Raw genomic sequence first — 5,136 nt, 5'->3', positions numbered from 1 at the left:
TCCTCCTGAAGGAATCACCATCCGGTGTTTCAAGTTATCTGACGACGGACACAGGTGCGTTTGAGGCGATGACCGTTTTTGCGGCAGCAAAAATGGGCAGCGGGTCAAACGTCACCTGCAACGTGTTGTTAGGCGGCAACGGCCCCATTTGATCCGCGCTGATAATCACCGGATTGACGAACTGCATCATTACCCGAACTCTCCCGGTAGGACTAGTTTTGCACCCGATAACCGCAGCGTTCGTTTAGCTCAGCTGTTTGAAAAAAATGTTCTTCGCCGTCTAGGGCAAACGATAAAGTTCCATCATTTGAAAACGTAACCGTAACCGGCTCCGAGCCGGCTGAACTCAATTCCAAACGGCCAGATTGGGGCACACCGGTAGTGCGCATATCTTCTAACGGTGCAGGCGTTTTAACACCCAATTGCCCATCGGCACATTCTGAATTTTCTGGGCTAGTCGTCTCCAAATAACCATCGATATGCATTTGAGAAGCTTGCAGCGCACTCTCATAAGTAATTTCTACTTCCAATCCCTCAGCATCAAATTCCCATGTCTTTGTCTCGCCTCTGAATTCCACCATGTCACGCTTAGAAATGTGTACTAACAACCTATGGCCAAAATTCGTTTCATCGATTAACAACTGGCCATCTAAGTCGTAGGTCAAGGTCTGTTCTTCTGGGAGGAAGGAGTCGTCATTGTGAATTTGCCAGCGCATCGCCTCGTAGTTCAAGCAACGGCCTACATCTGCTTGGCTTTCATTGAAACACGTTTCGCTAATAACACCATCCGAAAGATGATCCGAATAACCATCAACAAAGGTTTGTAAGCATTCAATATAGTCAGTGCGTTTTGCAGATTCGTCATACACGATCTCGCCACTTCTCTCGCAGTTCTCCCGGTACTCGCCTTCGGCGCTTCCGCCTCCCCAAGACGGCCGCGACGGCGCCGATTCTCGGTAGTAAGGCTCGGAAAAACGCAGAGTTGTGGCCACTGCATTCAGAACCTCATCGACAGAATTCAGTTGCGCAGGATTGCTGGATGTCCGATCGGAGCCACGAGCATCACTGTTGATGCTTTGACCTCCAGAACAAGCACCAATGGCGAGAGCCATCAAAAAGGCCGGAGCCTTTCTTAAACACAAAGCGAAACGCATCAACGATGCCTCCAAAAAATCAGAAAATTTTTGCTAATCATGCCTATCTGTCGCAGACCACGAAATACAAGCCGCAGTAGTTCCGCCATGCCCAAAACAAATGCACCGCATGCAAAGCGCACTAAGCAACTGGCTAGTAACGGATTCGCTCACACTTGCCGCCTAACGCCCACGTTCAGGTGTGTTTGAGGCGATGGCCGCTTTTGCGGCAGCAAAAGTGGGCAGCGGGTCAAACGTCACCTGCAACGTGTTGTTAGATTTCAGGCTACAGGACCTTAGGAGGGAGATAAATTGTGAACTCATTGATTTGTTCCAGCAGCACACTATGAGGGTATTGCTGCTCTTCTGAGCTGACAATACCACTACGCTCTAGCAACCCAAACGAGGCTGATTCCAGTTTCGCTGGAACCACCTGGAGCCTTTCATGCCACACGCGGTAGGTGCCTAACTTTCCATCGCGGCGATGATAAAACCCCGCAAGTGGATGGGTGAGAAATACGAGCGCTGTTTCTTCGTCAGGAAAGCCGTCAAACTTCCAGCCCGACTCCGCGGGCTGAGATAGATGCAGCTCGGCCGGAGCCCAATTCGCCGCCGTAGCCATGCGATATGAACTATATCGACCGGTCTGTTGATCAATGTCACAGTCAAAGCGAACCTTTCCCGAATACCACGGCAGGTTCCATAGAAAACGGGGAACTACAAGTGTCCAGGAATCCAAGGTCGTGCCCAAGAACCATACACACCGCTCCCCAGTGTTTGTATCAACAATGTAAATACGATAGTTGGTTTGCCCCATCCGAAACTTGGGAAATGGGAAAACCGCGGATGTGAAATCAACATCCACGAACGGAACGACCGAAATGAGCCCCTTTTCTGTCCCGGAAATCTCAACGGTGTCGAGTTTGAACCGATCAGGCAACAATCCTTCAAATCGTGTGGGATCTACTGCGTAAGTGATGATTGCAAAATGTTGAAGCTTGCATAGAACGTCAATCCCCGACGGCGCGGGACGTTTGTGCAGAAAATCTTGAAAGCGCAACCGGTTTTTCAAAACGTTTCCCCTGAAATCTAACGCCCACGTTCAGGTGCGTTTGAGGCGATGACCGCTTTTGCGGTAGCAAAAGTGGGCAGCGGGTCAAACGTCACCTGCAACGTGTTGTTAGGCATCGTCGGACTCAAGGCCTCGGGCTACGTCTCTCTTAAAATCCACGTATTCCTTCCATGCACTGCGGTTTGTAGAGTCCACATCGACTTCGATGTAGTCGTTCCGAATTACAGACAGAATTCTGTCAAGACTTATTCGCATTGACTTGGTCGCGGAAGCCATTTTCTCCCATGCCCGATCTTGTCGCTTTGTCCTTGGGCCGGCGCTAGGGTTGCCAAAAACGTAAGCTTCGCCAGAGCGCGTTGGGTGATACATCTCGCCGTGGCGGATCGTCTCATGAAACGCATCATGAAATTTGTCGAATTCATCGGCCAATGAAGAATCGTACAAGTGAAAAAGGCTGTTGGTTACAACTCCGTTAAACCCCTCCCAGAAATACAAAGTTCTGTCGGAGAGCATGTGCGGGCACTCCAACAAATGCTGGTCAATGGTAGGAAGGTGCAGCGATGAAAGGACCCAGCGAATGTTTTCTATGTCGCGCTTTCGCCTACGGGCTTCTGGGCTGACATCACCCGATGGCCTTTCTGGGTTGTCATCAAGTACCGCCTGGATTGCTACTTGCAACAACTTCTCCAACCTTTTGGCTTGTTTCGGCGTAGGTTGATCTGACGTTTTATATGTCGATGCGCGATGACGGTCGAAGTCGAATGGCAAGTCCTCTGGGAATTTTCCAACTGACTCGTTGAACAAAAGAATAATTCTCTGCCAGCCCAGTAATGCTGCAGCAAACCCCAGCTCAAAAACCACATTTGGATTTGGCACCTTACGTCCGCTAGTAACGCTGGAATTTATCGTTGTGATATCGCAAACGAAGACATCTGCTTCCTGAATTTTGGCAAGTATGGTTTGAGGAATATTGGGACTGCCGGAAACGTCACGCGTCGCCTCATCGATTGCAACGACTATTCCATCGTTTTGCGATTCGACGGTATTGGCCACCTTCCGAAGCTGTTGTCGAATGAATCCCCTGTTGGAAGCGTCCGGCAGGTCGGACTGCCAGGAATAGAAGATTGAGAGTTTGCGGGCTGATTCGGTCATATCTCTAGATGCCTAACGCCCACGTTCAGGTGCGTTTGAGGCGATGGCCGCTTTTGCGGTAGCAAAAGTGGGCAGCGGGTCAAACGTCGCCTGCAACGTGTTGTTAGGTGCGCACCGCACGCACTCTCCCCCAATGCAAAAAAGCTGATCCATACTCTTGGCGCTTCTCGAAACCGTCCTATTATTGCGGCGTAAATCTTACCTCGTTTAGTTATTGATGATTAACCTACCGCCTCGACCATTCAAGCAAATCGAAGTCGGAGATGACGACCCGTTCGTGGCGAATGCCTTAAGGCCCCGCAAACATTACGAACCGTGCTGGTGTGGATCAGCCAGAAAGTTCAAGAATTGTCACAGGGTCCGAGGAGACCTATCGCCAGTTGCGGCAGGCCAACTCCTTCATGAACAACGACGCATATTTTGGCAATCACGCGGATGCATGCACCCACTTGCTGGACCCAGCACGTGTAATGGACCTGTGATCGACGCCCACACCATTCAGCGCAAAGGACCGTTGGCAAAAATAGCTGACGAGACTGGGCACGTCATGTGCTTTGATACGTCTTCGTCTCCCGGGCGCGCCGAAATTTCTTCGCGCGGATGGAGAAAGGCATCAACTTTCCCGGGGTATTGTCAGAAGCACGATTCCTCACTGTTTGAACCCCTAGAAAAGTTAAGATTCACCGGTACCCATGAACAATGCGTGCTTCAAGCGTTTAGAAATATTTGTAATGAACTCTATAGGAAACGCGCACTAGTTGAATCATTGGAATTTCAACGGGACATGCTCGATCGCGGCCGTAGCCTGGACCAGCAGATATCTATCCAGATGTCCATTTTCAAAAACCTTGAAGGTCAACGTAAGTCAATCGAAGAGAACGATGATGTGCGCCAACAATTTGAGGACGCGATAAGCACGGGAAACTACGAGAAATTTTCGAGCAGGTGCTACTTCTTCACTGGCGAATTGGAAGTGGTTAGCTCAGCAATCCTTCAATGTGAGTTCGATTTTTGTGGAACTCAACTGACTGATTTATGGGATCTAGACCTGGACGCGGATTTGCTGTCACATTCGGTAATGGAAACCGAAAGTGGAGGTGCAATAGTGTTTGTGTGGCCTTCAGACGCAAAAAATGCAACTCGTTCTGTGCAGAGTTTTGACCAAATACCTACCGAATCAAAAGGGGACATATTCGTACAGTACTGTTTTCTTCAAAGTGAAAACACTTATTTCTCAAAGGCTTGGTGGAATCGACTACCACCAACCAACAAGGACCTAATACGGCGGTTGGCAAATTCTCTGTACTACGACGGAGGTGCCTTCAAAGCCTGTGATACGAAGCTTGTAAATTGGACGATGGCCTCTGTCGACACGATATAGAACTGCCTGACACGTTTCGAAAGGGCCGCTTGCGCACCTAACGCCCACGTTCAGGTGCGTTTGAGGCGATGACCGCTTTTGCGGCAGCAAAAGTGGGCAGCGGGTCAAATGTCACCTGCAACGTGTTGTTAGGCAACACTTTTCCCAGCACCTGAATCCACCATAAATTTGTTCAACAGGACAATAAAGGATTCCAGCGACTCTTGGTATTCGTCGATATGGGGTTGAATCGCACCCCAAAATTTTCTGTTTGCCGCGTCGGTTTCTTTTACTGCCTCCCGGTAAGCTTCTTTGGTCGACGACTGGGATCGATCAATCTCCCATAGCAGGCTTCCCTTTACATCACCTGTCCGTCGTCAGATAACTTGAAACACCGGATGGTGATTCCTTCAGGAGGA

Annotated in this window: 4 protein-coding genes and 1 pseudogene; 2 read left to right on the top strand and 3 right to left on the bottom strand. The window is 49.7% G+C overall.

The annotated features are described in order from the left end of the window. Positions 1-212 precede the first annotated feature (212 nt). The 3 genes from ATO7_RS16865 to ATO7_RS16640 all read right to left on the bottom strand — a co-directional run bounded on the left by ATO7_RS16865 (position 213) and on the right by ATO7_RS16640 (position 3,357). Positions 213-1,154, bottom strand: coding sequence for a hypothetical protein (locus ATO7_RS16865; RefSeq protein WP_146680422.1), 942 nt, complete (start codon positions 1,152-1,154; stop codon positions 213-215). 265 nt (positions 1,155-1,419) lie between these two features. Next, positions 1,420-2,205 carry a DUF2071 domain-containing protein gene (locus ATO7_RS16645; RefSeq protein WP_083563545.1) on the bottom strand — a complete coding sequence of 262 codons (786 nt, stop codon included), beginning with the start codon at positions 2,203-2,205 and terminating at the stop codon, positions 1,420-1,422. 108 nt (positions 2,206-2,313) lie between these two features. Beyond that, positions 2,314-3,357: a TIR domain-containing protein gene (locus ATO7_RS16640; protein WP_083563544.1), complete on the bottom strand. Its 1,044-nt coding sequence runs from the start codon at positions 3,355-3,357 to the stop codon at positions 2,314-2,316. A gap of 217 nt (positions 3,358-3,574) precedes the next feature. Between ATO7_RS16640 and ATO7_RS17280 the strand changes: the two are divergent. Then, a pseudogene (locus ATO7_RS17280) lies at positions 3,575-3,712 on the top strand (SEC-C metal-binding domain-containing protein); the annotation flags it as partial. 123 nt (positions 3,713-3,835) lie between these two features. Continuing rightward, on the top strand, positions 3,836-4,738 hold the full coding sequence (locus ATO7_RS16635) for a hypothetical protein (RefSeq protein ID WP_240499511.1): 903 nt from the start codon (positions 3,836-3,838) through the stop codon (positions 4,736-4,738). Positions 4,739-5,136: the final 398 nt, after the last annotated feature.

Source organism: Oceanococcus atlanticus (assembly GCF_002088235.1).
Taxonomy (GTDB): domain Bacteria; phylum Pseudomonadota; class Gammaproteobacteria; order Nevskiales; family Oceanococcaceae; genus Oceanococcus; species Oceanococcus atlanticus.
The sequence above is the reverse complement of the archived record's forward strand: the minus strand, read 5'-3'. Positions and strand labels throughout refer to the sequence as shown.